At 60.1% G+C, this 26211-nt stretch carries 21 protein-coding genes; 13 read left to right on the top strand and 8 right to left on the bottom strand.

All coding sequences use genetic code 11. From position 1 onward, the window contains the following. Positions 1-11 precede the first annotated feature (11 nt). The 5 genes from NOM67_RS18260 to uvrA all read right to left on the bottom strand — a co-directional run bounded on the left by NOM67_RS18260 (position 12) and on the right by uvrA (position 9377). Positions 12-1490 (bottom strand): ABC transporter substrate-binding protein, encoded by a 1479-nt coding sequence (locus NOM67_RS18260; RefSeq protein WP_255939045.1) that lies wholly within the window; start codon positions 1488-1490, stop codon positions 12-14. An 8-nt stretch (positions 1491-1498) separates the two neighbouring features. Next, positions 1499-3478 (bottom strand): methyl-accepting chemotaxis protein, encoded by a 1980-nt coding sequence (locus NOM67_RS18255; RefSeq protein WP_041209689.1) that lies wholly within the window; start codon positions 3476-3478, stop codon positions 1499-1501. A 225-nt stretch (positions 3479-3703) separates the two neighbouring features. After that, on the bottom strand, positions 3704-4318 hold the full coding sequence (ompW, locus tag NOM67_RS18250; protein WP_042032192.1) for an outer membrane protein OmpW: 615 nt from the start codon (positions 4316-4318) through the stop codon (positions 3704-3706). Positions 4319-4763: 445 nt separating this feature from the next. After that, complete coding sequence (locus NOM67_RS18245) at positions 4764-6437, bottom strand: diguanylate cyclase domain-containing protein (protein WP_156854073.1); 1674 nt, start codon at positions 6435-6437, stop codon at positions 4764-4766. A 111-nt stretch (positions 6438-6548) separates the two neighbouring features. Continuing rightward, positions 6549-9377 (bottom strand): excinuclease ABC subunit UvrA, encoded by a 2829-nt coding sequence (gene uvrA / locus NOM67_RS18240; RefSeq protein WP_255939037.1) that lies wholly within the window; start codon positions 9375-9377, stop codon positions 6549-6551. Positions 9378-9747: 370 nt separating this feature from the next. Between uvrA and NOM67_RS18235 the strand changes: the two genes are divergently transcribed. Then, complete coding sequence (locus NOM67_RS18235) at positions 9748-10329, top strand: single-stranded DNA-binding protein (RefSeq protein ID WP_156854066.1); 582 nt, start codon at positions 9748-9750, stop codon at positions 10327-10329. A 228-nt stretch (positions 10330-10557) separates the two neighbouring features. Here NOM67_RS18235 and NOM67_RS18230 read toward each other — a convergent pair whose 3' ends face one another. Then, positions 10558-10680: a hypothetical protein gene (locus NOM67_RS18230; protein WP_005306071.1), complete on the bottom strand. Its 123-nt coding sequence runs from the start codon at positions 10678-10680 to the stop codon at positions 10558-10560. Between the two features lie 468 nt (positions 10681-11148). Here NOM67_RS18230 and NOM67_RS18225 point away from each other — a divergent pair, with 468 nt between their 5' ends. The 8 genes from NOM67_RS18225 to NOM67_RS18190 all read left to right on the top strand — a co-directional run bounded on the left by NOM67_RS18225 (position 11149) and on the right by NOM67_RS18190 (position 18701). Further along, positions 11149-12051 carry a cation diffusion facilitator family transporter gene (locus tag NOM67_RS18225; protein ID WP_124243477.1) on the top strand — a complete coding sequence of 301 codons (903 nt, stop codon included), beginning with the start codon at positions 11149-11151 and terminating at the stop codon, positions 12049-12051. 143 nt (positions 12052-12194) lie between these two features. Then, positions 12195-12479, top strand: a complete 285-nt coding sequence (gene yjbD / locus NOM67_RS18220; protein WP_042032196.1) for a DUF3811 domain-containing protein — start codon at positions 12195-12197, stop codon at positions 12477-12479. A gap of 501 nt (positions 12480-12980) precedes the next feature. Further along, a complete protein-coding gene (locus NOM67_RS18215; RefSeq protein ID WP_156854046.1) occupies positions 12981-13190 on the top strand; it encodes a cold-shock protein in 210 nt (69 codons plus the stop codon). A gap of 272 nt (positions 13191-13462) precedes the next feature. Further along, a complete protein-coding gene (locus NOM67_RS18210; protein WP_042032197.1) occupies positions 13463-14821 on the top strand; it encodes an NCS2 family permease in 1359 nt (452 codons plus the stop codon). A gap of 238 nt (positions 14822-15059) precedes the next feature. Then, the gene (dhaK, locus tag NOM67_RS18205) at positions 15060-16130 is read left to right on the top strand and encodes a dihydroxyacetone kinase subunit DhaK (protein WP_005340163.1); all 1071 of its coding nucleotides are present in this window, start codon (positions 15060-15062) and stop codon (positions 16128-16130) included. Positions 16131-16145: 15 nt separating this feature from the next. Further along, positions 16146-16775: a dihydroxyacetone kinase subunit DhaL gene (gene dhaL / locus NOM67_RS18200; RefSeq protein WP_005341571.1), complete on the top strand. Its 630-nt coding sequence runs from the start codon at positions 16146-16148 to the stop codon at positions 16773-16775. Position 16776: 1 nt separating this feature from the next. Further along, complete coding sequence (gene dhaM / locus NOM67_RS18195) at positions 16777-17493, top strand: dihydroxyacetone kinase phosphoryl donor subunit DhaM (RefSeq protein WP_216950070.1); 717 nt, start codon at positions 16777-16779, stop codon at positions 17491-17493. A gap of 125 nt (positions 17494-17618) precedes the next feature. After that, entirely contained in the window at positions 17619-18701 is a 1083-nt protein-coding gene (locus NOM67_RS18190; RefSeq protein WP_255939030.1) for a glycerol dehydrogenase, read from the top strand. Between the two features lie 95 nt (positions 18702-18796). On the opposite strand, the gene dhaR is transcribed toward NOM67_RS18190, so the two are convergent. Beyond that, the gene (dhaR, locus tag NOM67_RS18185) at positions 18797-20698 is read right to left on the bottom strand and encodes a dihydroxyacetone kinase operon transcriptional regulator DhaR (protein ID WP_255939029.1); all 1902 of its coding nucleotides are present in this window, start codon (positions 20696-20698) and stop codon (positions 18797-18799) included. Between the two features lie 73 nt (positions 20699-20771). Continuing rightward, on the bottom strand, positions 20772-21671 hold the full coding sequence (locus tag NOM67_RS18180; RefSeq protein WP_255939028.1) for a LysR family transcriptional regulator: 900 nt from the start codon (positions 21669-21671) through the stop codon (positions 20772-20774). A 115-nt stretch (positions 21672-21786) separates the two neighbouring features. Between NOM67_RS18180 and NOM67_RS18175 the strand changes: the two genes are divergently transcribed. From NOM67_RS18175 to NOM67_RS18160, 4 genes are read left to right on the top strand one after another with little or no spacing between them, the layout of a single operon-like run. Beyond that, positions 21787-22839, top strand: coding sequence for an agmatine/peptidylarginine deiminase (locus tag NOM67_RS18175; RefSeq protein ID WP_255939027.1), 1053 nt, complete (start codon positions 21787-21789; stop codon positions 22837-22839). 4 nt (positions 22840-22843) lie between these two features. Continuing rightward, on the top strand, positions 22844-23758 hold the full coding sequence (aguB, locus tag NOM67_RS18170) for an N-carbamoylputrescine amidase (protein ID WP_255939026.1): 915 nt from the start codon (positions 22844-22846) through the stop codon (positions 23756-23758). Beyond that, a complete protein-coding gene (locus NOM67_RS18165) occupies positions 23755-24864 on the top strand; it encodes an extracellular solute-binding protein (RefSeq protein ID WP_255939025.1) in 1110 nt (369 codons plus the stop codon). Before aguB ends, NOM67_RS18165 begins: the two co-directional genes overlap by 4 nt. Positions 24865-24881: 17 nt before the next feature. Further along, positions 24882-26021 (top strand): agmatine/peptidylarginine deiminase, encoded by a 1140-nt coding sequence (locus tag NOM67_RS18160; RefSeq protein ID WP_255939024.1) that lies wholly within the window; start codon positions 24882-24884, stop codon positions 26019-26021. Positions 26022-26211: the final 190 nt, after the last annotated feature.

The following is a 26211-nucleotide window of genomic DNA, read 5'->3' as shown; positions in this document are numbered from 1 at the left end:
TACAAACCCCGCTATTGCTGAGGCGCCTCCAGCTCTTTGGAGAGCGCTTGCTCCACCTCATGGGGAGATGCTGGTTGTGGCGCGGCAGCAGACGACGCTGGCTGAGCAGGAGCAACCGATGCCACAGGTGCCGGTGCCGGTGCCGGTGCCGGTGCCGGTGCCGGTGCCGCAGGAGTGTCGGTCGTTGCAGGAGCCGCGGAAACAGCCGCAGCCGGTGCGACAGCATCACACTGACAATCCTGCCCCTTGGCCTTGTTGCCCTGATGGGGGGCATACCACCCTTTGAGGCCATTCTCCAACCGCTCTGCGGCAGCCTTGGGCTCCATCTTGCCAAGCAACACCGCCTGACTCACTTCCGCCAGCTCATCCCCCAACTTGGGAGTGCCACGAGAGAGGATCTGGGTAGCCACGCGAATGGTCGAGTCACACTGATCGCGCCATCCCATCATCTCCCTTGCCGCCGGATTGGTGACATCAAAGAAGTGGTTGGAGAGGGAGAAAAATCCCGGCAGCGAGTTGGTATAGAGCTCGGCAAACTGCGGGGTTGTCAGCCACTGCAGGAAAGCCATTGCCCCCTCTTTGTTCTTGCTGGCCGGATTCATCCCCATACCGATGTCGGTGTGATCGGTAAAGAAGCAGCCGTCACCCTGTTTCGCCACTGGCGGACGCATCACACCGAAATCAACCTTGCCGGTAAAAGGTGCAATCTCCCAGGAGCCTGCCACATAGAAAGCGGCCTTGCCGGAGGTAAACAGCTTGTTGCTGGTCGCATAATCGCGACTCTCGGCTCCCTCGCCAAGATAGTCGTGCCAGCGGGCCAGCTCGTCGAACACCTTCACGTATTGCAGATTGTCGAGCCGCTCCTGTCCACCGATCAGCGCCAGACGCCCATCCTCCCCCTTCCAGTAGTTGGGGCCGATGTTCTGGAAACCCAGTTCGGAGGCAACCCAGCTCTCGGAACCACTCATGGCAAGCGGCACATAGCGGCCATCCGCCTTCACCTTGTCGAGCACAGCAAAGAACTCATCACGAGTTTGCGGCACGGCCAGTCCCAGCTCGCTGAAAATCTTCTTGTTGTAGAAGAAGCCATGGATCACCGAGGCCATGGGTACGCAGAAGGTCTGGGCACCGGAGTCAGTCTGCCAGGGCGACTGGGCAAAACTCGGGAAGTTTTCCATCCCGGCCATCTCGGTCAGCTCGGCCAGATGACCCGCCTTGAACAGCGCCAGCGAATCATCGAACGGGCGGCAGGTGATGAGGTCACCGGCCTTACCCCCTTTCAGATTCTCCCACAGGGTCGGCATGTAGTTGACGTTCTGAACAGGGTGAAAACTTACCTTGATACCGGGATGTGACGCTTCGAATGCCGGAATGATCTTCTGTTCCCACAATGCCTTGTCATCGGTACGCCAGCTCTCTATCACCAACTCACTGGCCATCAACTGGCCACACAACAGGAGACTCAGGGCTCCAATCCACTTTTTAGACATAAGCCCTCCTAGACCTTGAAATGTGCAATCAGTTGTTGCTGCTTGGCGACCAGTTCGGCCAGCACTTCGCTGCTGCTGGCTGACTCACGCGCCTCGCGCTCCGTCTCGTACGCCACCTCGGCAATACCCGAGATATGGCGAGCCACCCCCTGGCTGACCGAGATTTGCTCCTGAGCGGCGTGCGCCACCTGATCCGCCATCGACTTGATGGCCCCCATCCGATCGGCGATGGATTGCAGTGCACTATCCATCTCGCGAGTCTGCTCGACACAGTTCTGGGTCTGCTCCTGACTGCGCCCCATTACTTCGACAACGTGCTTGCTGGAGCTCTGCAGGTTCTCGATCATCGCCTGGATCTCCTCGGTCGACGTCTGGGTGCGATTGGCTAATGCCCGCACTTCATCAGCTACCACCGCAAAGCCGCGACCGGCATCGCCAGCTCGGGCAGCTTCGATGGCGGCGTTCAGCGCCAGCAGGTTGGTCTGTTCGGCAATGCTGCGGATCACATCGAGAATGCTGCCGATATTGTTGCTGAACTCGCCCAGCTTGTAGGTGATGCCAACGGCCTCCTCCATGGCACCGGCCAGTTGTTCGGTAATCCGGCGGGTGGTCGCCACTTTCTGGCGGCCACTGCGGGCCTCTTCATCCGCCAGATCCACCTCGCGCTTGGTACCATCGGTAGAACGCGCAACCTCGGTCGCACTCACTTCAAGTTCGGTGATAGCTGCTGCGACCTGATCGGTCTGGCTCTTCTGCTCCTGCACCCGCGACATGGCGCGTTCGCTAATCTCGGCCGCCCGGCTCGCCTCATCCACCAGATGGCGGGAACCCGCATTGATTTGGGAGAGCAGCTCCCCGGTCTTGCCCGCCAGCGTATCGATAGATCGGGAGAGACTGCCAAACTCGCAACTGCTGCGATAGTTGATGCGACGGGTCATATCACCGGCCGCCATGTAGCTCAGCTCCTTGTCGATCATCTGCAACGGCCGCTGAATGCTGCGGGTAGTGGTATAACCAATCACCAGTGCCGCACCGGCAGATATGGCTGCTACCACCAGGATCCAGAAACTGGCGCTGGTGACCGCCGCATCGGCATTGACCCGGCTTTCACTGGCAATTGCGCTCGCGGATTTACCCATCTCATCGAGCAGGTTCAGGCTGTTGATCAAGCTGGCATCGAGCTGCTGGTTCTGGCTTGCCAATGACAACTCCAGCTGCTGGGCCTGACGCATGGTGGCCAGCAGGCCCTGCGGACCAAGTGCCAGCTCCTGCATCCGATCCAGATTGGCAACAAAACGGGCTTTCACATCATCAGGTACCAACACCCGATCCAGCCGCTTGCGGGCCATCTCGATATCCTTGCTCAGTACTTTCTCCAACTCGTTCAGGTCGGTCTTGGCATCGGCACGGCGAATGTTCTTCAAATCACGGGCAATACCAGAGGTAATCAGCTCAGCCTTGTTGCGCATGGAGCGTTTGCTTGCCGTCTGTTGCAGCAGCAAGTCGGCGGCCCACTGGTAGGTATCTTCGAGGCGGATAAACGCCATCTCCAGCTTGCGGCGCTGATCCAGCGCACTCACCCATTGACCATGCTGAGCCAGCACCTGATCCGCCAGCGAGTAGAACTGGCGAGTTGCATTTTCGACCTGCTGAAAACGGGCTCGGGCATCCGCCACGTCGGTAAATTTGCCCATTTCCTGACTGAGCTGGGCAAAACGGTTCTGCTGCTCTTTGAACTGGCTGGCCAGCTGTGGCAGCTGACCCCCCTCTTCGCTGGTACGGTAGATCAGCACCCAACGGTTGCTATCCTGCAACGCCCCCTTGAGACCCGCGACGGCGACAACCAGTGGCGTTGCCCGATCGGAGACAGCCGATAGACCCTCGTTGATCCCTTTGATTTTGAAAGTACTGATCACGCCAAGCAGGATCAGCAACAGCAGCATCAACACGAATCCTGCGATGATCCGCTGCACAATAGATAAACCCATGGAGACATCCTCACTCATTGGGGAAAGGTAAAGTGAACATAGTCACTATCGGCGGGGGTGGCTAATTACTGAAACCGGGCTTGGGTATTTAATTGATTTGTATGGGACTGGATCACAATCAGTGGCAATTGTGGGGACAAAAAAGCCCGGCACAAGCCGGGCTGAAAGAGACGTACATTGCTATTTTCTACGGCCCCAGAGCAAAGGGCCGTCAGAATCAAATCATCAGAAGCGGTAACCAACACCCAGCATAAAGACCATCGGGTCAATATGTGTTTTAAAAGTGCCAACGCCATCGACTTTGACATCAGTGTCAATGTCCATAATCCAGGCAGAACCGTTCACAAACCAGCGGTCGGTCACAGCCATATCGATACCAACCTGCCCCGCCAATCCCCATGAGTCATCAAGACTGATATTGGCGCCATCCAGTTTGCCAACGCCCTTCTCGTCAAAGAAGGTGGTGTAGTTGATACCGACACCAACATAAGGGCGAACCTTGCTCTTGGCATCACCGAAGTAGTATTGACCCATCAGGGTTGGCGGCAGATGCTTAACTTTGGCAATTTCACCCAAGCCAGCAGTGCTTACCTTATGAGAAAAAGGCGTTGCAGCAAGCAATTCGACACCCCAGTTATCGGTAATCATGTAACCAAGAGTCAAACCCAGCTGAGTATTGTTATTGATTTCAAATTCACCGGTACCCAGTACGTTGTCACTGCTCCCTTGGGGGGAAACAATGGCAGCACCGCCACGAACCAGAATGTCGCCAGCTTGGTGGGCCATGGCGAAAGGAGAGGTCACTGCAGCGGCAATCATCAGAGGAAGTAATTTTTTCATCACGTAATCCCTTTTTTTGTTTTCATTTGATGCTGTAAGCCTGCTGACTATAGATCCTTGTAAATGCAAAGTTATTGACTTGGAGCAAAGGTTGCACAGAAATAAATTGATTGCGCTGACATCTTTGCGGTTCGTTTCATCCCCCTCTCGGAAAGCCAAAATCCTCGATAGCGTCGCCTGGATAACAATACCGCCTTGCTTAAGATGCAATTCAATTGCGCCTTATCTGGGCAATTCCCCTCGGCGCCTTGTTGTTAATCACTGTAAAAAAGCGTATTTTTGCGGCGCACAAGTTATCAGGAAGTAATGGTTTATTTATGAAGAATCAGTCTCGGTGGCAAAAGGTGGGAGCCATACTTGCTGCCATCTGGGGAATAGGTTCCTTTCTCTTTATCCTGTTCGGTTTCATGTTCGCGATAGCCTACCTAGTGCTCGTGCGTCAGGGTTAACCGCGACTCTTTGACATCCGCTCGATTAACAGCAAGCTATGCGCGAGCTGTTCAGCAGATTGACCAACAGCACCATCAGGCACTCTCCCCGAATAACCTCGCCACTGGTTGCGGCCCCCCTGTTTCGCCTGATAAAGCGCCATATCAGCCAGCTTGAAGCTATGGCTCCAAAATGAATCCTGCATCCCGTTATGCAGCGGGTAACTGCAATATCCCGCGGAAACCGTCAACCACAGTGGCAGATCCTCACGGCCAAAACGGTGCTGAGCAATGCGCTGGCTGATGTATTCCACGCGCAGGGCCACCTCTTGTTCATCTTCTATCTGTAACAGCAGCAGAAACTCCTCTCCTCCCAACCTGATAAGAGGCTCACTCTCGCCAGTTACCAGTTTGCGCAGCAACTCGGCCAGCTGACTCAGCACCAGATCACCAATATCGTGCCCCAGCTCGTCGTTGATCCGTTTGAAGTGATCGAGATCGAGCAGTAGCAACAGGCAAGGGGTCGCAACATGGGCTCGCAACCACTCATCCAGATAACGTCGGTTAAAACAGCGGGTCAACGGATCGGTGAAAGCGGCCGCTTCCATCCGGTTCGATCTCGCCAGCAGCTGATCATGCTGTTCACTCACCTTGCAGGCCATTTCTCGAAACTTGCCGCTCAGCATGGCCATCTCGACACTGCTGTTGATCTCCGGGATCAAGCCTGCATCCGGTTTATCGCCAAAGCGCTGCAACGCCGCAACCAGCTGCTGCAGGGGAGTCAGTACGATAGCCTTCAAGCGGGACATGGCGATGGTGACGCAGATGAAGCTGATAACCAGCATGCCAACGAAGGTCCAGAGAGCCCCCTCAAGTACACCGCTCAAAACCGTCCGCTCCTCTTCTATTTGTAGAGTCAGCACAGGGTGACGCTCACTGTTCAACAGGCGAACCTCTCCCCGAAGACGCGCCAGACCAAGATTGGTCAGGCGATAGGTCATTTGCGGCCCCAGCGGCGTAAACGAAGCGGAGAGATCCGTATTGATATGGGTAATGGCCAGCGGCAGAGCGGTGCGATCCGAAACCTCACCAAGATAGCTCTTGTCGAGCCAACGCAAGAGCAGCAAAAAGCCGTTGAACGTGGATGCCCCCTTGCTATCCCGAATGGGCTGCCAGGCATACATCAGAGGCCCCCACTGGGAAGAGCGGATCCCATGCAGATTGCCTCCGCCCAGCGCCAATGACTGCTCTCTCAGCTCTCTTTTCAACTCGTCAAGAAAGTAGGGAAACTGACCCGGATTGACACCGGGGGCATCGGGCAGCAGGGTGCGGGTCCAGACCTCATAACCATTGAGATCCATAAAGCTCATCAGATTGAGGCTGAAGTCCTGCATCGTCATGTCATTAAGCAGATTGGATTCAATGTAAGCGCGCTTCTTGCTGGCCATAAAGCGGTAGCTATCATCCCAAATCCCCCAGTCACGACTCAAGGCATTCAGCGAGGTCAGATCGGCCTGCACCACCCGACTGACCCGGAGTAAATGCTCCCTCATCCGCTGGTCTTCGATACGATTGGCGGCTGGCACCTGAGCCCAGGCCACCACGATCAGCAGCAACAAGATGGCGCCCAGCCAGACAGGAAACATGGAGTAAGCCAACTGATGATCGATGGTACGCGAAGCCTGAGCCATAAACCGACATATCCATTGCAGTGATGCTGCGATGCCACGCACCGCCCAAAACCTCCACGCTCCCGATTTTCATCATAAAAAAGGGGCCCAAGGCCCCACGATTATAACGGTTTATCTCTCCAGCAGGGGCCGTAAAAAGCGTGCTGTATGAGACTCTTTATTGGCGCATATCTCCTCCGGGGTCCCCGTCACCAGAATACGGCCGCCACCGGCGCCCCCCTCCGGACCCAGATCGACGATCCAGTCGGCAGTTTTGATGACATCCAGATTGTGCTCGATGATGACGATGGTGTTGCCGCGATCCCGCAACTGGTGCAGCACCTTGAGCAGCTGCTGGATGTCGTGGAAGTGCAGGCCGGTGGTCGGCTCGTCCAGAATATAGAGGGTCTGACCGGTATCCCGCTTGGAGAGCTCGCGCGCCAGCTTGACCCGCTGCGCCTCGCCGCCCGACAGGGTGGTGGCAGACTGGCCAAGGCGGATATAGGAGAGGCCCACATCCATCAGGGTCTGCAGCTTGCGCGCCACCGCCGGCACCGGATCGAAGAACTCGCGGGCATCTTCCACCGTCATCTCTAGGATTTCGTGGATGTTTTTGCCCTTGTACTTCACCTCCAGCGTCTCGCGGTTGTAACGCTTGCCCTTGCAGACGTCGCACGGCACATAGACATCCGGCAGGAAGTGCATCTCTACCTTGATGACTCCATCCCCCTGGCATGCCTCGCAGCGGCCCCCTTTCACGTTGAAGGAGAAGCGGCCCGGCTGGTAGCCGCGCGAGCGCGCTTCCTGGGTGCCGGAGAGCAACTCGCGGATCGGGGTGAACAGGCCGGTGTAGGTGGCCGGGTTGGAACGCGGGGTACGGCCGATGGGGCTCTGGTCGATATCCACCACCTTGTCCAGATGCTCCAGCCCCTCCACGCTGCGATAAGGCGCCGGCGTGGATTCGGTGGCCTTGTTGAGCTCGCGGTGAGCGATGCGGAACAGGGTGTCGTTGATCAGGGTCGACTTGCCGGAGCCGGAGACGCCGGTAACGCAGGTCATCACCCCGATCGGCAGATCCAGGTTGACGTTGCGCAGGTTGTTGCCGCTCGCCCCCTTGAGTTTCAGCCACTTGCCGGTAAGCGGAGTGCGCTCGGCCGGGATGGCGATCTGCTTGCGGCCGGAGAGATAGTCACCGGTCAGCGACTCGGGATTATTGATGATCTCCTCCGGCGTGCCCTGCGCGACGATGGCCCCGCCGTGCACCCCGGCTCCCGGGCCGATGTCGAGCACATGGTCGGCGAGGCGGATGGCGTCCTCGTCGTGCTCCACCACGATCACCGTGTTGCCGAGATCGCGCAGGTGAGTGAGGGTCTTGAGTAGCCGCTCGTTGTCGCGCTGGTGCAGGCCGATGGAGGGCTCATCCAGCACGTACATCACCCCCACCAGACCGGCACCAATCTGGCTAGCCAGTCGAATGCGCTGCGCTTCGCCGCCTGAGAGAGTCTCGGCACTGCGCGACAGGCTCAGGTAGTTGAGGCCCACGTTCACCAGGAAGCCAAGCCGCTCGACGATCTCTTTCAGGATCTTCTCGGCGATCTGGGCGCGCTGGCCGGTCAGATTCAACCCTTCGAAGAAGGCCAGCGCATCACCGATGGACTGCTCGGCGATGGCCGGCAGGTTGCGGTTGTCGACGAAGACGTGGCGCGCCTCCTCCCGCAGCCGGCTGCCACCGCAGCTGGTACAGGATTTGTTGGCGATGTATTTGGAGAGCTCTTCGCGCACCGAGTTGGACTCGGTTTCCCGGTAGCGCCGCTCCATGTTGTGCAGGATCCCCTCGAACGGGTGCTTGCGCACCACCACGTCACCGCGATCGTTCATGTAGCGAAACTCGATCTCGGTGCGACCGGAGCCGCGCAGGATCACCTCTTGGGTCTTCGGCGGCAGATCCTCCCACGGCGTCTCCAGATCGAACTTGTAGTGCTCGGAGAGGGATTTGAGCATCTGGAAGTAGTAGAAGCTGCGCTTGTCCCAGCCACGGATGGCGCCGTTGGCCAAACTGATGGCCGGATCGCCGATCACCTTGGCCGGATCGAAATATTGCTGCGCCCCGAGGCCGTCACAAGTTGGGCAAGCGCCGGCCGGATTGTTGAAAGAGAAGATGCGCGGCTCCAGCTCCGACATGGAGTAACCGCACTCCGGGCAGGCGAAGTTGGCGGAAAAGGTCATGGGGGCAACCCCCTCCTCGCCGTCCATCGGCACTACCAGTACGATGCCACCGGAGAGGGTCAGCGCCGTCTCGAACGACTCGGCCAAACGCAAGGCAAGGTCATCGCGCACCTTGAAGCGGTCCACCACCACCTCGATGGTGTGCTTCTTGTGCAACTCCAGAGTCGGAGGATCCGATAGATCGCACACCTCGCCATCGATGCGGGCACGGATGTAGCCCTGAGCCGCCAGATTCTCCAGCAGCTTGGTGTGTTCCCCCTTGCGATCGCGCACCACTGGGGCCAGCAGCATCAGCTTGCTCCCCTCAGGCTGGGCCAGCACCTGATCCACCATCTGGCTGATGGTCTGGGCGGCGAGCGGAATGGCGTGGGTCGGGCAACGCGGCTCACCGACCCGGGCAAACAGCAGACGCAGGTAGTCGTAGATTTCGGTGATGGTACCGACGGTCGAGCGCGGGTTGTGGGAAGTGGACTTCTGCTCGATGGAGATAGCGGGCGAGAGCCCCTCGATATGGTCGACGTCCGGCTTCTCCATCAGGGAGAGGAACTGGCGGGCATAGGCGGAGAGGGACTCCACATAGCGGCGCTGCCCCTCGGCATAGAGGGTATCGAACGCCAGAGAGGATTTGCCCGAACCGGAGAGGCCGGTGACCACGATCAGCTTGTCGCGGGGCAGGGTCAGATTGATGTTCTTGAGGTTGTGGGTGCGAGCACCCCGGACCACGATCTTTTCCATCTTGTTGCACGCTCGATACAGAAACCTGAGCGAGTCAGTATGGCATAGAGACTACTGGATGAATAGACAGGCATTATCTATCGCAGTTATCCTTTTTTACGATGGATAGCCCCTTCGTCACACCCTGACCAAGGCGGCGAGTTTGCCCACAATCCACACCAGCAAGCGCTCGCCCGCAGAGTGATCAACTGTTACTATTGGGGGCTAAACCTGAATCAGAACACGCGAAACGAGTACTCTGATTGCTGCAACGGTTATAGAAAAACCATGCTGTTCAATATGATAACGACATGGTCATGAAAAAAGCGCGGTAACTTATTTAGTGGGTCCAGGCCTTGCCTGACCGGAATATAAAGGTGGAAGAGAGATTATGGCCAGTCGAGGCATCAATAAAGTCATTCTGATCGGTAACCTCGGGCAAGACCCGGAAGTACGCTACATGCCGAGTGGCGGTGCTGTGACCAACATTACTCTGGCCACCTCTGAAACCTGGCGCGACAAACAGACCGGTGAGCAGAAAGAGCGCACCGAGTGGCACCGCGTCGTCTTCATGGGCAAACTGGCCGAAGTGGCTGGCGAATACCTGAAGAAAGGCTCCCAGGTCTATGTCGAAGGCAAACTGCAGACTCGCAAGTGGCAGGATCAGAGTGGTCAGGAGCGCTACACCACTGAAGTGCTGGTCGACAGCTTTACTGGCGTCATGCAGATGCTGGGTGGCCGTCCGCAAGGCGGTCAGGGCATGGGCCAGAACATGGGTGGCCAGCAACAAGGTGGCTGGGGTCAACCGCAGCAAGCCATGCAGCAGCCGATGAACCAGCAGCGTCCGGCCGCCGCCCCGCAGCAAAACATGCAGCAGCAGGGTGGCTACGGCCGTCCGCCCCAACAGCCCCAGTCTGCCCCGCCGGTCTACAACGAGCCGCCGATGGATTTCGACGACGACATCCCGTTCTAAGCCGTCACAAGATCAAAAAAGCCCTGATTAATCAGGGCTTTTTTATATCCAGCTCGCAGCTGTCACTGTTCTGGAGAAAACCGATTTATTTCCCGTCAGGGATGGATACCAAAAGATTGCTGTTTCGGGGGGAATAATCGCGACATTGTCTGCGGGCCGGAAACATAAAAGCCAGCCCATCACAGGCTGGCTTTGTACTGGCTCCTAAGGAACAGCAGTAAGGGAGCGTTACTTCATTGCGCTGCCGTTTTTCAGTTCTGCTTTCTGACGTTTGGCTTCGCGTTTCTCTTTCAGTGACATCTGCGGTTTTTTCTTGGCATCTTTGCCGTTGTGATGTTCTTTGTTACTCATCATCAAACTCCAAAAATGTTACCCAGACAGTTGGTTCCTCAAGGGAGCCAGCATGTCATCCGAATCATCAACTTCAGTACGCTATATGCGATGGCATCTGACCATCACCAGACCCAGCATACCCCCCATATGCGTCCGGATCCAGCCTCATTCTCCGTCTCATAAATCCCCTGTTCCAGACAAGGGAATAGGGCCGGCATGAAAGACCAAAAAAGAGTTATTCGCATTATTAAATGTTGTTCCACTGATATTCTCAGAACAACCTCATGAAAAATGGACGAATAATAAAATCCGGCAGAGAAGGAACTGCTTATAAATATTCAATCCATTTAAGCGCCACAATTTTAATAAGCATTCTCAATATCAACGGAAACATGAAGTTACAACCCTGAATAGGTTATTTCCGAACAACTCTATATAATGGCCGGCCACATCGGAAAGTCAGCTATTTATTCAGGAAATAGTCTCATGAGCAGAAAAACCAGAGCAGCCATGGTATCGGTCTGTTCCAATATCAGCCTGATCACTATGAAACTGGTAGCCGGATTTGCCAGCGGCTCGGTCAGTATTATCTCGGAGGCCATCCACTCCGCCATGGATCTGGTGGCCGCCCTGATCGCCCTTTTCGCCGTGAAAAAGTCCGATCTGCCTCCCGATGATCGCCACCCCTATGGTCACGACAAGATAGAGAACGTCTCCGGCGTCATCGAAGCACTGTTGATACTGCTCGCCGCGGGCTGGATCATCTTCGAGGCGGTCGACAAAATCCTGCAACCAACCGCCATCGAGAGCATCGGCTGGGGTGTGCTGGTCATGGTGATCTCTGCGCTGGTCAACAGCGGCGTCTCGGCCTACCTCTACAAGGTGGCCCGGGAAGAGGAATCGGTTGCACTGGCGGCTGACGCTCTGCATCTCAAGGCGGATGTGCTCACCTCTGCCGGTGTTGCGGTCGGCCTTGGCGGGATCTGGCTGGCCGGTCTGTTTGGCCACTCTCTCGCCATACTCGACCCGCTGGTCGCCATCGGGGTTGCCCTGTTTATCGTCAAAGAGGCGATCAGCATGCTCAATGAGGCCTTCCAGCCCCTGATCGACGAGAGCATGAGCCCGGAAGAGCTGGCTATGACCAGCCGCATCATCACCGAATGCTGTCCGAGCGCCAGCGGCTTCCACGACCTGCGCAGTCGCCGTGCTGGCCGCCGCCGTCATATCGACTTTCACCTCACCCTGCCGCCCGAGATGAGCATCAGCGAAGCCCACGATATCTGCGACCGGATCGAGCACGCCATCATGGCAGAGCTGCCCCACGCCATCGTGCTGATCCATGTCGAACCGGATGAGGCACTGACAGAAGCGCAGCTCACTCTCAGCTGAAATGTGGCAAACGGACAGGAAAAGGTCGCGAATATCCGGCTAAGTCACACAATCAAGTCTTTGTTCGGCATAACGGCGATTGCATGGGGGCGCGATATGACAACTGTGTTAGGGTGGCTGACACCCTGCCGCAGGAGCGCACCATGAAAAAGCTGGAAATGAAAGATCTGACCGAGGCTGAAAAAGCCGAGATAGCCCTGATGCTGCAAAAGGCGCAAGCCAATGCCGATCACCAGCTGACCAATGGCGAGCGGAACAAGATCCGTGAAGAGGGTCGCCTGAAGATTGTGGCCGACCGCGCCGAAGCGGCCAAGGCAGCCTCCAAGCTGGCCCGCGAGAAAGCCAAAGAACGCGCCAAGAATCAGGCATTGCCGGAAACGTTCAGCTGGATAGATTCGGTCAGCAACAAATTTCGCAGCAAACGCTGAGCAATCCGGATTCTGATGCAAGAGCCGCCTCGCCCTGTGCGAGGCGTTTTTTTGTGTCTCGCAAGAGACTGATAATCCCCAAACGGGGATGTTATTTTTGATCCCGCCAGGAACCGTCGTTTTACGCCGTTACTTTGCTTGCCACACCATCCCGGGAAAATTATTTCTTCATGAAAAAAGCGCAAAGCATGCGCCTATCCGATTGATATACATCACGTTTGTTTTTTACTGCATCAGGTTAAATTCACGATAAAACGTTAAGAACGAGATAACATTTGCTTTAAAAAAGAGTGCGTGTTCTAATCGTCAGCGATAGTTCGGCAGTTCAGTCCTGATTATGTTAGGCAGTCATTTTAGTAAAGCAGTGATTAGTGCAAGTATTATTTCGATGATGCTTGACGAATAATTCTCCTTCTTTAGTGCTTCCCATACGTATTGCTGACGAAAAATCAAATTTGCCATTTGATGGCATTTCTAACACTAAATTTAAGAGAAATTATTATGTCTAAAGTGACTGGTACCGTTAAGTTCTTCAACTCCGAGAAAGGTTTTGGTTTCATCTCCCCGGTTGATGGCAGCAAAGATGTGTTCGTTCACTTCTCCGCCATCCAGACCCCGGGTTTCAAAACCCTGGACGAAGGTCAGCGCGTTGAGTTCACCATCGAGCAAGGCCAGAAAGGCCCGGCTGCTGCCAACGTAGTAGCTCTGTAATTCACGCCCGGGCAGCTGTCCGGTCTGAATGAAAAAACCCGCCAAGGCGGGTTTTTTGCTATCTGCTCACCGCCATCCCCTCCCCGTCCCTCACCAGCTCCGAGCTGTTTTTCGCTGTCTCTTATCAATTGAGTCTCCAAACAAGCTTCGAATGGCTTCTCATGCAGAGATCTTGAGGAAAAATTCCAGTTATCCGCTGCTTTTGTCACAGATTCTTGCTATTTTGCGCGCCACCAACGCAAACGATTTCCTTCACACTTTCAGGATTAGTTATGGCAAAGCAAGATATGGCCGCCCAAACAGGGACTGGCGGCTTTCTGGACTCTTATTTTTCCATTTCTGCGCGCGGCAGCAGCGTGCGTCAGGAGCTGGTCGCGGGGCTGACTACCTTCCTGGCGATGGTCTACAGCATCATAGTGGTGCCGAACATGCTGGGTGCTGCCGGCTTTGAGCAGGGCCCGGTGTTTGTGGCCACCTGTTTGATCGCCGCCTTCGGCTCCCTGCTGATGGGTCTGTGGGCCAAGCTGCCGATGGCCATCGGTTGCGCCATCTCCCTCACCGCCTTTACCGCGTTCAGTCTGGTACTGGGTCAGGGGCTGAGCATTCCGGTCGCCCTCGGCGCCATCTTCCTGATGGGGGTGCTGTTCACCCTGATCAGCGTCACCGGCGTGCGCCAGTGGATCCTGGACAACCTCCCCTCCGGCATCGCTCACGGTACCGGTATCGGTATCGGTCTGTTCCTGCTGCTGATCGCCACCAACGGCGTCGGCATGGTGATCAAGAACGAAGGGGCCGGTCTGCCGGTACAACTCGGTGAAGTGACTGCCTTCCCGGTCATCATGACGGTGCTGGGTCTGGCTGCCATCTTCGGTCTGGAGCGTCGCAAGGTGCCGGGCGGCATCCTGATGGTGATCATCGCTATCTCCATCCTCGGCCTTATCTTCGACCCGAAAGTGACCTGGCAGGGCTTCTTCGCCATGCCGAGCCTGACTGGCGAGAAGGGCTCGCTGGTAGGCAGCATGGATCTGCTGGGCGCCCTCAATCCGGTGGTGATTCCGACCGTACTGGCGCTGGTGATGACCGCCGTGTTTGACGCCACCGGTACCATCCGTGCCGTGGCCGGTCAGGCTGGCCTTATCAACGAACGTGGCCACATCATCAGCGGCGGCAAGGCCCTGACTGCCGACTCCGTCAGCAGCATGGTGGCAGGCGCCGTCGGTGGTGCTCCGGCTGCCGTCTACATCGAGTCTGCCGCAGGCACCGCAGCTGGCGGCAAGACCGGTCTGACCGCCGCTCTGGTCGGTGTGCTGTTCCTGCTGATGATCTTCCTCTCCCCGTTGAGCTATCTGGTACCGGCTTACGCCACCGCACCGGCACTGATGTATGTCGGTCTGCTGATGCTGGGCAACGTCACCAAGCTGGACTTCAGCGACTCGGTCGATGCGCTCTCCGGCATGCTGTGCGCCGTCTTTATCGTGCTCACCTGCAACATCGTGACCGGCATCATGCTGGGCTTCGTAGCGCTGGTCATCGGTCGCCTGTTCGCTGCCGAGTGGAAGAAGCTGAACGTCGGCACCGTTATCATCGCCGTGGCGCTGGTGGTCTTCTACGCCGGTGGCTGGGCCATCTAACCCGTCTACATATTCCGGTTATAGCGAAGGGCCCTGCGGGGCCCTTTTTCATGGCTGTGAGTCAGCTAACAGTTTCCCGCCCGCTTGCCCTGCGTCGTTTCAGATTGAAACGCCTATACCCCGTCTGCTGTTTCAAATCCGAACCAAATCGCCCGTCATTTTTATCACTTTTTCTGTCGTTAGACTGGCTGCATCAACCATTTGCCCACCCGTGCGGTGGCAAGCCAAGGAGTGAGCCATGAAGAAACTGATCAATGCCGTCGATGCCGTGGTCCGTGAACAACTGATGGGGATGGCCGCCGCCCACCCCGAGCTCAAGGTACGTATCGAACCCCACTACATCACCCGCGCCGACTCCCCCGTGATGGGCAAGGTGGCGCTGGTCTCCGGCGGTGGCAGCGGCCACGAGCCGATGCACGGTGGTCTGGTGGGCAAGGGGATGCTGGATGGCGCCTGTCCTGGCGAGATTTTTACTTCTCCGACCCCGGATCAGATGTACGAGTGCGGTCAGGCCGTTGATGGCGGCGCGGGCGTGCTGTTTCTGGTGAAGAACTACACCGGCGACGTACTCAACTTCGAGACCGCGGTCGAGCTGTTGCACGGCGACGGCGTCAAGGTGGGCTTCGCCCTGATCGATGACGACGTGGCGGTCAAAGACAGCCTCTACACCGCAGGTCGCCGTGGCGTTGCCACGACCGTGCTGTGCGAGAAGCTGGTCGGTGCCGCCGCCGAGGCGGGCTACGATCTGGCGCGTTGCGAGGCGCTGGCCCGTCGCATCAACAACCAGAGCCGCACCATAGGCGTGGCTATGCATGCCTGCACCGTGCCGGCCGCTGGCAAGCCCTCCTTCACTCTGGCGGACAACGAGCTGGAGTTCGGCGTCGGTATCCACGGCGAGCCGGGCATCGAGCGTCGCCCCTTCACCGACCTCAATACCCTGGTGGACGACATGTTCAGCGAGCTTGCTGACAACACCCCCTATGGCCGCACCCTGCGCCACTGGGATCGCACCAGCGGTAGTTGGCAGGAGGAGCACACCTTTATCGAACCGCTCAACAAAGGCGATCGAGTCATCGCACTGGTCAACAGCCTCGGTGGCACCCCCATCTCCGAGCTCTATGGCGTCTATGGTCGCCTCGCTACCCTGTGCGAAGAGGCGGGCATCCATCTGGTGCGCAACCTGATCGGCCCCTACTGCACCTCCCTCGACATGACCGGCATCTCCATCACCCTGCTCAAGGTGGATGATGAGTTGATGACCCTGTGGGATGCCCCCGTTCACACCCCCGCCCTGCGTCGCGGCTGCTAAGGAGTGCCGATAGCCATGCTAAGCAAACACCAAATCGTCAACTGGTTGCTCGACTGCGAACACATCTTTACCGAGCAGCGTGACTACCTCACCGCGCTGGATACCGATATCGGCGACGGCGACCATGGCCTCAACATGCAGCGCGGCTTCGCCAAGGTGGCCGAGAAGCTGCCGGCAGTAGCGGACAAGGATATCGGGCAGGTACTGAAAACCACCGGCATGACCCTGCTCTCCTCGGTCGGCGGTGCCAGCGGCCCGCTCTACGGCACCTTCTTTATCCGGGCGGCGGCCAGCAGCGATGCCTGCCAGAGCCTCAGCCTCAGTCAGCTGTGCAAAATGCTGAGCGATGGCGTCGAGGGGATCGTCTCCCGCGGCCGTGCCGAGCCGGGCGACAAGACCATGTGTGACGCCTGGTGGCCAGCACTGGCCGCCCTGCAACAGGCGCAGCAGCAAGAGCTGCCCCTCAACGAGGCGCTGGACAAGGCGGTGGCAGCTGCCGCAGCCGGTACCGAGGCCACCATCCAGATGCAGGCCCGCAAGGGGCGCGCCAGCTATCTTGGCGAGCGCAGCATCGGCCATCAGGATGCCGGGGCCACCTCGACCCTGCTGCTGCTGACCGCCCTGCGTGACAGAGCGAGGTTGTAACATGATCGGAATCGTAGTTGTCTCTCACAGCGCCATGCTGGCGGCCGGCTTGAAAGCGCTGGCCGACCAGCTCGGCAGCCCGGCCCGCCTGCTGCTGGCAGCCGGGGTCGATGACCCCGACCACCCCATCGGCACCGATGCCATCGCCGTGATGAGTGCGATTGAAGAAGCGGATGACGGCAACGGCGTGCTGGTGCTGATGGACTTGGGCAGCGCCCTCCTGAGTGCCGAGACCGCCCTCGAACTGCTGCCCCCGGAGCTGAGCGCGAGGGTGCGGCTCTGCCCCGCTCCGCTGGTCGAAGGCACTCTGGCCGCTGTGGTGGCGGCCGGTTCCGGCCTGACGCTGGATGAGGTGGCCGCCGAGGCGCTCGGTGCCCTTGGCCCGAAACAAGCGATGCTGCCTGCCAGCGCGGCGCAGGCCGCCACCGAGACAGCCCCCGTTGCCGACGATGGCTGGCTGCGCTGCGAGGTGGTGGTGGATAACCCCCACGGCCTGCATGTGCGCCCCGCCGCCCGGCTGGTGGCCGCCCTCAAGCCCTTTGCCGCTGAGCTCAAGCTGCAAAAGGGGGATAAAGAGGCCAATCCCCGCAGCCTGACCCGGCTCGCCATGCTCAACGTGCGTCAGGGCGACCAGCTCACCCTGCTGGCGCGCGGCGAGGATGCCAACGCCGCCCTGACCTGCTTCCAGCAGCTGGCCGACGAGCGCTTCGGCGACTGACGCCACTGCTTCAAGGGGCTGCACTCGCTCGCTGAGCCTGTGCAGCACCATTCAAGACGAAGGAGTCCCCGGCACTGCCGCCCCTTCGCCCCGATTCTTAATTCATAAAGAGAGAGGGATAAAATATGGACCGCATCATCATCAGCCCCAGCAAATACGTGCAAGGCAACGGGGCCCTCGCCAATATCGGCAACTACGTCAAAGCGCTCGGCAGCAAGCCGCTTATTCTGGCCGACGCCTTCGTCACCAAGCTGGTCGGCGATACCGTGGCCACCAGCTTCCACGGCGCCGGTATCAAGCCGGAGTTCGACTGCTTCAACGGCGAGTGCTCCCGCCCCGAGATCGACCGCCTGCTGGCCCGCTGCAAGCAGACCCCGTTTGACGTCATCATCGGCATCGGCGGCGGCAAAACGCTGGATACCGCCAAGTCGGTCGCCTTCTATCAGAAGGTGCCGGTGGTCATAGTGCCCACCATCGCCTCCACCGATGCCCCCACCAGCGCGCTGGCGGTCATCTACACCCCGGAGGGGCAGTTCAGCGAATACCTGATGATCCCGACCAACCCCAACATGGTCATCATGGATACCGGCGTGGTCTCCCGCGCTCCGGTGCGGCTCTTGGTCTCCGGCATGGGGGATGCGCTCTCCACCTACTTCGAGGCGCGCGCCAACAAGATTTCCGGTTGCCAGACCATGGCCGGTGGCGCCTCCACGCTGGCGGCGCAGGCCATCGCCGAGCTCTGCTACAAGACTCTGCTGGCCGATGGCTACAAGGCCAAGCTGGCGGTTGAACAGGGGCTCTGCACCAAGGCGGTGGAGAACATCATCGAGGCCAACACCTATCTGAGCGGTATCGGCTTCGAGAGCAGCGGTCTGGCCGCCGCCCACGCCATCCACAACGGTCTGACCCAGCTGGCCGAGTGTCACCACCTCTACCACGGTGAAAAAGTGGCGTTCGGTACCCTGGTGCAGCTGGTGCTGGAGAATGCGCCGATGGCGGAGATCGAAACCGTACTGGGCTTCTGCCGCTCGGTGGGCCTGCCGACCAACCTGCATATGATGGGGGTCAAGGAGCTGGACATGGTGCGCCTGATGGAGGTGGCCAAAGCCTCCACCGCCGAGGGCGAGACCATCCACAATATGCCGTTCAAGGTCACCGCCGAGGATGTGCTGGCGGCCATCGTCACCGCCCACCAGCTGGGGCTATAACCACGCCACCGCTTACCTTGCCATATAAAAACGGCCCCGCGACTGCGGGGCCGTTTCGTTTTCTGCGGGCCGGTTGGCAACAGCCTGAATAACTATCAGCCGTGATAGTCGGCGGGATCGATCTCGAGCAGCTTGAGCCGCCGCCAGAGGGTGGTGCGACTGATGCCAAGATGTTGGGCCATCTGGCTCACCTGCCCCTTGCAGGCGTGGGCGCAGCGCAGGATGGCTTGCCGCTCCAGCTCCGCCAGCGTGAGCAGCGGTTGCCCCACCACCTCGTCAGCCACCCGCTGATAACCGTGACGAATGGCGGCGGGCAGCGCCTCCGGCGGGATCGGCCCCTGACCGGAATGAAGCAGCGCATGCTCGACGGCGCTGCGCAGCTCCCCCAGATTGCCGGGCCAGGGATAGGCGAGCAGGCAGTCGAGGGCCGCCGGACTGAACTGGCGCACCGGCTCGCGCCCCTGTGCCCCTAGCTGCTGGCTGATAAGGCCCGGCAGATCCGCCGCGCGCTCCCGCAGCCCCGGCAGCCACAGCTCGCACGCCTGCAAGGCATAGAGCAGCTGGCGGCCAAACAGCCCCTCCTGCACCAGCTGCTCCAGCGGGGCGCTGCTGGTGGCGATGATCCGCACCTTGAGCGGCAGGATGCGGGCCGAATCGAAGCGCTGGATGCGGCCGGTCTTGAGCAGTTGCAGCAGCGCCGCCTGCATGGGGGCAGAGAGGCACTCCACCTGCTCCAGCACCAGGGTGCCGCCGTGGGCCAGCTCGAACTTGCCTGCCCGCTCCTGCCCCGCCTCGTCGGAGCCCATCAGCTCCAGCGCCATCCGCTCGCTCGGCAGCGCCTTGCAGTTGAGGGTAATGAGCGGCCCGGCGGCCCGTTCGCTGCCAAAGTGAATAGCCTCCGCCAGCTGGGCCTTGCCCACCTCCTCCTCGCCGCGCAGCAGGATCGGCCCCTGACTCTGGGCCGCCTGCCGGGCGTAGCGCAGCAGCTTGCGCATGGCGCTCGATTCGCCCACCAGCGCCGACAGCTCGGGCACCGTCTGGCGCAGCTGGTGAATAGCCCGCAGCCGATCGACCGGGTGCAGCAGGGCGATAAAGCTGACCCCCTCCGGCCCCGGTAGCGGCTTGAGGCTCACCAGCGCATTGATGAACTCCCCCTCCTGAGCGCCAAGCCGCTCCAGCGTCACCTCCACATGGCTGAGCGGAGTCTGCCCCCTGATGGCCAGCTGCAACCGCTGCGGCAACAACAGATGCTGCTCCAGCGGCTGGCCGAGACAGAGTGCCGGATCGAGCCGCAGCCGATTGGCTGCCAGCGCGTTGAGGTAGCGCAGCCGCCCCTGCGGATCCCAGGCCAGCACACCGTCATCCATGCCGTCGAGCAGGGCGTAAAGCTCGCTCAGGTGGTGCTGGGACTCCTGCATCAGGGTCTCCATCTGCAGCAGATGGGCCAGCTCGCGCCCGGCGCTGACGGTGAGCGCCAGATCCCCAGCGCTCGCCTCCTCCACCTTGCAGATCAGAGCTATGATGGCGACCTGACGGCCATTGCTGTTGTAGACCGGGCTGGCGCAGCTGTGCCAGGGGTGGAGGGTCTGGTTGAAGTGCTGGGGGCCGCTGACGCAGAGCGGCACTCCCTCCAGCGCCGCCAGATTGATGGCATTGGAGCCGATGCGCCCCTCGCTGAAGAATGCACCGGGGCCAAACCCCAGCGCCGCCAGCTCGCGCAGGGTGTCGGGGTGGCCGGTTTGGGCCAGCAGGCAGCCGCTCTCGTCGGTGAGCAGCAGGGCGCAGGGGCGCCCCTCCATAAATTCGTAGAGATCTTCGAGGGCCATCTCGCCGGTGGTGAGCAGGTCACGCTTGCGCTGGCGCAGGCTCTGCAAGGTCTGCCCCTTGGCGCTGTGGGGCGGATGCCAGAGGGTGGCACTGGTCTGGTGGGCGCAGCGCAGCCAGGATGCCTGCAGATAGTCGGGCCAAGCGAGCAGCGGCTGAAGGTCAGATGGCATGGTCACAGCAATATCCGGCAAGATGTGAGCCGACCATTTAACCACGCCAGCGCCCCCGATTCAGTGACCTGCCTCAGAGGGTGGCAAGCCCGCCCTCCTCCCGGTCGGGTTCACCGTCGGCAAACTGCTGGCCGAGCCAATGGCAGAAGGCGCGGCACTCCGGCATCCCCTCGCTATCCTGATGCACCAGCAGATTCCACTGCGGCCCCTTGACCCGACGGGTGGAGAGCAGCAACAGCAACCCCTGCTGACGAGCGGGACGGGAGAGCAGTTCGCTCACCAGCGCCACACCGAGTCCGGCGCTGGCGGCCTCCAGCAGCAGGCCGGGATCGGAGAAGTTGAGTCCCCGGGTCTGCAGGTGCAGATCCTCCCCTCCTCTCAGCGTCCAGTGATGCCAATCCAGCTCCCGCTCGCCGTGCAGGGTGGTGCGCTCCTCCGCGGGCCGGGACAGCACGGTTGCGGTGGCCACCGGCAGCAAGCGATCCGCCAGCAGGTGCTGATGGCGACACTCGGCCTGCGGCCCGAGATCCCAGCGCAGGGCGAGATCGACGGTCTGCTCGGCCATGTCGGGCTCTTCATCGCTGGTGAACAGCCAGAGATCGATGTCGGGATGCAGGCGGTGAAACTCCCCCAGCCGCGGCAGCAGCCAGTGACGAGCGATGGCGGTGCTGGTGTTGAGCACCAGCTGGTTCGGTTTGCGGTACTGCTCCAGCCGCTGGATCCCCATCGCCAGCTGCAACAGCACGCTCTGGGTGGTCTCCAGCAGATCCTGCCCCGCATCGGTCAGCGCGACCGAGCGCCCCTGCCGGTGAAACAGTGGCTGGCCGAGCAGCTCCTCCAGCGAGCGGATCTGCTGGCTGATGGCGGACTGGGTCAGGTGCAGCTCCTGCGCCGCCTGATGAAAACTGCCGAGTCTGGCTGCCGCCTCAAAGCCCCGCAGCACGTTGAGCGGGGGCCACTGCTTGAACACCATTGATTAGCTCCACTTATCACTTTTACGGAAAATTGATCGTTTGTTCGCCACCAACTGCGGGAATAGTCTATCCCCATCGTCAGCAATCTTAATAGTACCTAATCAGGGTGGTGATATGCGGGAACAGGGAATCGTGGCAAAGGGCTGGTTTATGCCCGCCGAATGGTGTCAGCACGCAGCGACCTGGATGGTCTGGCCCCACAACAAGGCGCTGTGGGAGTCAGGTTGGGGCGTCACCCTCGCCGGCGTGCAGCAGGACTTCGCCCGGGTGGTCAATAGCATCGTCCGGTTCGAGCCGGTCAAGCTGGTGGTCGACCCTTCCGCGCAGGCCGAGGCGCGCGCGCTCTGTGACGAGCGGGTCACTCTTGTCCCCATTGCGGTGGATGACAGCTGGTGCCGCGACTCCGGCCCCACCTTTATCTGCCACCCGGAACTGGGCTGTGCCGGGGTGAGCTGGCGCTTCAACGCCTGGGGCGGCAAATCGGCCCACCCGCTCGATGAAGGGCTGGCTCGCCGCATCCTCAACAGTCTGGAGCTCGATACCATCGGCAGCTTTCTGGCCAACGAGGGGGGCGCCATCCATGTGGATGGCGAAGGCACCCTGATCACCACCGAATCGGTGCTGCTCAACAGCAATCGCAACCCGGGGATCAGCAAGGGCGAGATCGAGCAAATCTTCAGTCGCCTGCTCGGTATCGAGAAGACCATCTGGCTGCCGGGAGATCCCGACCATGTCACCGGCGACATGACCGATGGCCATGTGGACGGAGTCTGCGCCTTCAGTCGCCCCGGTCAGCTGCTGGTGGACGCCACCCGCGATACCAGCTCGACCTATGCCCGTATCGTCAGGGAGAACCGCCGTGCCCTGATGCTGGCCACCGATGCCAGAGGGCGCACGTTCGAGCTGCAGGATCTCTACGAGGCCAGCGAGGCCATCGATGCAGAAGCCGAGGTCTTTTGCGCCTCCTACACCAACTTCTACATCGCCAACGGCGCCATCATCATGCCCGCCTATGGCGTGGCCAGCGACCGGGAAGCGGCAGCAGTGCTGCAGCGCGCCTTCCCGCAGCGGGAGGTAGTGCCGGTGCAGATCAACCAGCTGGCACACGGCGGCGGCGGTATCCACTGCATCACCCAGCAACAGCCGGCATGGCCGGTACGAGGATAAGAGGATGGGCAACATCACCGTCGCAACCACCCAGTTTGCCTGCAGCTGGGATCTGCCGCGCAATCTCGATATGGCGGAGAGAATGGTGCGGGAGGCTGCCGCCAAAGGGGCGGGTCTTATCCTGCTGCAAGAGCTGTTTGCCACCCCCTACTTCTGCATCGAGCAGCACCACGGCCATCTGGCGCTGGCCGAGTCGTTCGAACAGAGCCGGGTGCTGCGCCGCTTCTCGGCACTCGCTCGCGAGCTTGGCGTGGTGCTGCCCATCAGCTGGTTCGAACGTGCCGGCAACGCCTTCTTCAATTCGCTGGCACTGGCGGATGCCGACGGCAAGCTGCTGGGGGTCTATCGCAAGACCCATATTCCCAATGCCATCGGCTATCAGGAGAAGGAGTACTTCAGCCCCGGCGATACCGGCTTTCGGGTCTGGGAGTGCGCGGCAGGGCGGATCGGCGTCGGCATCTGCTGGGATCAGTGGTTCCCCGAGGCGGCCCGCAGCATGGCCCTGCAGGGGGCTGAGCTGCTGCTCTATCCCACCGCCATCGGCTCGGAACCGGGAGCGGCCCATCTCGACTCCCGCGATCACTGGCAGCTGACCCAGCGCGGCCATGCCGCCGCCAACATCCTGCCGGTGATAGCCGCCAACCGGATTGGCAACGAGGTCGCCACCACGGATCCCGACCTGCAGATGACGTTCTACGGCTCCTCGTTCATCACCGACCACAAGGGGGCGCTGCTCGCCGAGGCGGACAGAACCACCCCGGGCGTGCTGGTGCAGGAGCTGGATCTCGCAGCCATGGCCGAGGAGCGCATGAGCTGGGGCATCTATCGGGATCGCCGCCCCGAGATGTATGGCACCTTGCAGAGTCTGGATGGCCACCAGAGCCGGATGACGGGCAACCACAGAGGAGTGTTGGCATGACAGAGAGACTATCCCGCACGCTGGCGCTGCTCGCGGCCATGTTGTGCACCGGCACCGCAGCAGCGCTCGCTCAGGAGCAACCGGCCGACAAGGTGCTGCGCCTTTACAACTGGGCGGACTATTTCGCCCCCGATACCCTCAGCGCCTTTACCAAAGAGACCGGGATCCGGGTCATCTATGACGTCATGGACAGCAGCGAAACCCTCGAAGCCAAGCTGATGGCTGGTCACAGCGGTTATGACCTGATCTTCCCCGGCGACACGGTGGCGGAGCGGCTGATGCGTGCCGGCAGCCTGCAACCGCTCGACAAGAGCAAGTTGCAGCATCTGGCCGACATCGAGCCGGGTTTGCAGCGTATCCAGCAAGCCTATCCCCATTCACGGGATGCGGTGGTGCCCTACACCTGGGGCACCATAGGGCTCACCTACAACGCCGGGATGATCAAGCAGAGGATGGCGGATGCCCCGACTGACAGTCTCGACATGCTGTTCAAGCCCGAGCTGGCGGCTAGGTTTGCCGACTGCGGCATCTCCATCATCGACTCCCCCGACGAGGTGCTGGCGGTGGTGCTCCACTATCTGGGACGTGAACCCCGCAGTGGCAAAGCGGCGGATCTGGATGCCGCCCTGGCCCTGCTCAAGGGGATCAAACCCTATATCCGCAAATTCCAGTCCCAGCCGGCCACCCAGCTGGTCAACGGCGACATATGCCTCTCCCTCGGATACAGCGGCGACATGACCCAAGCGCGTCGCAGCGCCGCCGAGGCTGGCAAGAAGGATCAATTCGAGTACCGTTTGCCCAAGGAAGGGAGCACTATCTGGATGGATACCATGGCGATCCCGGCGGATGCCGCCCATCCTGAATACGCCTACGCCTTTATCAATTTTGTGATGCGCCCGGCCAACATGGCGGCCATCAGCAACAGCACCGGTTATCCCACTGCCAGTGCCAAAGCGAAATCCATGGTTGATGCGGCCATGACCGGCAACCCGGATATCTATCTGGATGACGCCACCTATCAGCGGCTCATCCCGGGCCAGGATATCGCGCAATCCGCCATGCGAGCGCGCATGCGGGCCTGGACTCGCTTCAAGAGCAGCCTATGAATCATAAGGAGTTTTTCATGCCATCCCGACGCAACGTATTGAAACAGCTGGCGGCCATCGGTGCGCTGGCAGGGCTCGGCAACCTGCCCGGCAAAGCCTTCGCGGCCGACGGAGCTAACCCGGAAGAGAACGCATTGGCGGCTGCCAACGAGCCCTTTCATATGCCGGAAGAGTCGACGTTCCAGACCCGGGTCTGGGTCGCTTTTGCCGCCAGCCCGGCCATCTGGGGCCGCGATTACAAGGAGGTGCAGGCAACCATCGGCCGTCTGGTGCAGGCCATGGTGCCCTATACCCAGGTCAACGTGCTCTGCCGCGAAGCCGAACAGGCGCTGGCCCGCCAACTCTGTGGCGAGCAGAACACCCGCTTTATCGTCGCCGAGCTGGACGATATCTGGCTGCGCGATACCGGCGGCGTCTTCGTCCAGAACGGCGAAGGGGAGCTGGGGCTGGTGGATTTCAACTTCAACGGCTGGGGCGACAAGCAGGAGCACGAACAGGATGCAGGGGTGGCCGAGCTGGTCAGCAAGCAGGCGGATGCTCACTATCAGCAAAGCAAGCTGACTGGCGAGGGGGGCGGTATCGAGGTGGATGGCAACGGCACCGCCATCCTGACCGAGAGCTGCTGGCTCAACAGCAACCGCAATCCGGGGGTGAGCAAGGCGCAACTGGAGGCGGAGCTGAAAGCCAATCTGGGGCTGCGCAAAATCATCTGGCTGCCGGGCATCAAGGGCAAGGACATCACAGATGCTCACGTCGATTTCTACGCCCGCTTTGTCCGCCCCGGGGTGGTGGTGGTCAATCTCGACAACGATCCGGAGTCCCACGACTACGAGGTGACCCGCCAGCATATGGCCATCCTCAAGCAGGCCACCGATGCCGACGGCAACAAGCTGGAGCTGCATGTGCTGCCGCCCCCGCTCGATGGGCGGGACAACCGCTTTAGCCGCAGCCGCGACTTTGCCGCCGGTTATATCAACTATCTGCCGATCAATGGTGCGGTGATCGCCCCCGAGTTTGGCGACAAGGCCGCCGATAGCTACTGCCACGAGCTGCTGACCCGCCTCTACCCCGGCCGCGACATCGTGCAGATCAATATCGATCCGGTCGCAGCCGGTGGCGGTGGCATTCACTGCATCACCCTGCACCAGCCAGCCTGAGCCTTCCCTACCGACTGATAACCCGGGGCGTTGCGACACCCCGGGTTATATCGCCATGCCCATTTTTGTTCAGCCACCGTTCCATATCTTGGCCAGCTATGTCATATGGAGTGTCACCTTGGTCACACTCCCGAGTTATTCAAGAGGCTGAGACTCGGTGGCACTTTCCATTGCCGCCCTAGAAGTGTAC

The organism is Aeromonas sp. SG16, assembly GCF_024436135.1.
Classification (GTDB): Bacteria; Pseudomonadota; Gammaproteobacteria; order Enterobacterales; family Aeromonadaceae; genus Aeromonas; species Aeromonas jandaei.
The sequence above is the reverse complement of the archived record's forward strand: the minus strand, read 5'-3'. Positions and strand labels throughout refer to the sequence as shown.

Excerpts from the sequence above, each read along its gene's own strand:
- NOM67_RS18260 (WP_255939045.1), bottom strand. The coding sequence starts at position 1,490 with ATGTCTAAAAAGTGGATTGGAGCCCTGAGTCTCCTGTTGTGTGGCCAG.
- NOM67_RS18210 (WP_042032197.1), top strand. The coding sequence starts at position 13,463 with ATGGCAAAGCAAGATATGGCCGCCCAAACAGGGACTGGCGGCTTTCTG.
- NOM67_RS18160 (WP_255939024.1), top strand. The coding sequence starts at position 24,882 with ATGCCATCCCGACGCAACGTATTGAAACAGCTGGCGGCCATCGGTGCG.
- NOM67_RS18230 (WP_005306071.1), bottom strand. The coding sequence starts at position 10,680 with ATGAGTAACAAAGAACATCACAACGGCAAAGATGCCAAGAAAAAACCG.
- NOM67_RS18235 (WP_156854066.1), top strand. The coding sequence starts at position 9,748 with ATGGCCAGTCGAGGCATCAATAAAGTCATTCTGATCGGTAACCTCGGG.
- aguB (WP_255939026.1), top strand. The coding sequence starts at position 22,844 with ATGGGCAACATCACCGTCGCAACCACCCAGTTTGCCTGCAGCTGGGAT.
- NOM67_RS18245 (WP_156854073.1), bottom strand. The coding sequence starts at position 6,437 with ATGGCTCAGGCTTCGCGTACCATCGATCATCAGTTGGCTTACTCCATG.
- yjbD (WP_042032196.1), top strand. The coding sequence starts at position 12,195 with ATGAAAAAGCTGGAAATGAAAGATCTGACCGAGGCTGAAAAAGCCGAG.
- dhaR (WP_255939029.1), bottom strand. The coding sequence starts at position 20,698 with ATGCCATCTGACCTTCAGCCGCTGCTCGCTTGGCCCGACTATCTGCAG.
- uvrA (WP_255939037.1), bottom strand. The coding sequence starts at position 9,377 with ATGGAAAAGATCGTGGTCCGGGGTGCTCGCACCCACAACCTCAAGAAC.
- NOM67_RS18165 (WP_255939025.1), top strand. The coding sequence starts at position 23,755 with ATGACAGAGAGACTATCCCGCACGCTGGCGCTGCTCGCGGCCATGTTG.
- NOM67_RS18255 (WP_041209689.1), bottom strand. The coding sequence starts at position 3,478 with ATGGGTTTATCTATTGTGCAGCGGATCATCGCAGGATTCGTGTTGATG.
- NOM67_RS18215 (WP_156854046.1), top strand. The coding sequence starts at position 12,981 with ATGTCTAAAGTGACTGGTACCGTTAAGTTCTTCAACTCCGAGAAAGGT.
- ompW (WP_042032192.1), bottom strand. The coding sequence starts at position 4,318 with ATGAAAAAATTACTTCCTCTGATGATTGCCGCTGCAGTGACCTCTCCT.
- NOM67_RS18175 (WP_255939027.1), top strand. The coding sequence starts at position 21,787 with ATGCGGGAACAGGGAATCGTGGCAAAGGGCTGGTTTATGCCCGCCGAA.
- dhaK (WP_005340163.1), top strand. The coding sequence starts at position 15,060 with ATGAAGAAACTGATCAATGCCGTCGATGCCGTGGTCCGTGAACAACTG.
- NOM67_RS18190 (WP_255939030.1), top strand. The coding sequence starts at position 17,619 with ATGGACCGCATCATCATCAGCCCCAGCAAATACGTGCAAGGCAACGGG.
- dhaM (WP_216950070.1), top strand. The coding sequence starts at position 16,777 with ATGATCGGAATCGTAGTTGTCTCTCACAGCGCCATGCTGGCGGCCGGC.
- NOM67_RS18225 (WP_124243477.1), top strand. The coding sequence starts at position 11,149 with ATGAGCAGAAAAACCAGAGCAGCCATGGTATCGGTCTGTTCCAATATC.
- dhaL (WP_005341571.1), top strand. The coding sequence starts at position 16,146 with ATGCTAAGCAAACACCAAATCGTCAACTGGTTGCTCGACTGCGAACAC.
- NOM67_RS18180 (WP_255939028.1), bottom strand. The coding sequence starts at position 21,671 with ATGGTGTTCAAGCAGTGGCCCCCGCTCAACGTGCTGCGGGGCTTTGAG.